We start from the raw sequence: 1,139 nt of genomic DNA, 5'->3' as shown, positions 1-1,139 counted from the left end.
TAATCCGTTCTGCCCTGCACAAGTTCAAGAGTCATTGACGCACTTTGCTTCTCGCGATGCAATGAATATTGACGGCCTTGGACCAAAGATCGTTGGACAGTTACTCTCACGTAATATGATTAGTCAGGTTTCTGATTTGTATCGCCTGACATTTGAACAATTGCTAACCTTGGACAAGTTTGGTGAAACGTCCGCTAACAATCTATTGCGTGCTATCGAAAATTCCAAGCAAAATTCAGTCGAACGCCTGTTATTCGGGTTAGGTATTCGTAACGTCGGGGCAAAAGCTGCTAAGACCATTGCTGCAAAATTCGTGACATTAGATGCCATCGCTCATGCTAGTGCAGACGATATCGCAGAATTACCGGGCATGGGCTTGATCATCGGCCACAGCATTGCGCAGTATTTCGATACTGAGCATGCGCAAGAATTAGTCGCTGATTTTGAGCAACTCGGTGTTAATACGCGTTACACGCAAGCTGTTGAAATCGCAACGGATACTGTCTTTTCTGATAAGAAAGTTGTTTTAACTGGTAAACTAGCGCTATTTAGCCGTTCAGAAGCAACCGCCTGGCTTGAATCCCAAGGGGCGACTGTCAGTGGTTCCGTATCTAAAAAAACAGATTTGTTAATTGCCGGTGCTGACGCTGGGTCAAAGTTAACCAAAGCACAAGAATTGGGCATAGAGATTTGGTCAGAAGCGCAATTGCGTGATAGTATGGATAACAACAACTAAAAATGAATATTTGTTGACGATAAGCACTATTTCGCCAACTAAAGGAGTAACACATGCGTGCATTAAAATGGATTGCCGGTATTCTCGGTGTTGTTGTGCTAGCAGCCGCGCTCGTGTTCTTTGGGAATTTCTTTTCAAAGAACTCATCAAACGTCGCGACAAAATCTAGCACAACGAAGTCTGCGAATTCTTCTTCAAAAAAAGGCATTCAAGTCACTGGTAAAACGGATGATTCATCATACAAAACTGTCATCAAAGACGGTAAGTATTTAACAAGTAAAGCCCGTGGAATTACGGCTGGCCAAGAATCAAACAACTTCAATATGGTCAGTTTTGAAAGTGGTCTCTTGGACTTTTCAAAGGAACACTTCAATACATCTAAGTACGTGTTCCAAGAGGGACA

The 1,139-nt window shown here is 42.8% G+C and carries 2 protein-coding genes; both read left to right on the top strand.

From position 1 onward, the window contains the following. The coding region (locus WEIDD23_RS01640) for a helix-hairpin-helix domain-containing protein (RefSeq protein ID WP_242865376.1) at positions 1–736 on the top strand (736 nt) is incomplete at its 5' end. A gap of 53 nt (positions 737–789) precedes the next feature. Beyond that, positions 790–1,139 (top strand): CamS family sex pheromone protein (locus tag WEIDD23_RS14270; RefSeq protein WP_242865407.1); only part of this gene is annotated, 350 nt, incomplete at its 3' end.

It is taken from the genome of Weissella sp. DD23 (assembly GCF_001579105.1).
Lineage (GTDB): Bacteria > Bacillota > Bacilli > Lactobacillales > Lactobacillaceae > Weissella > Weissella cibaria.
This window is presented reverse-complemented; position numbering and strand designations above follow the sequence as displayed.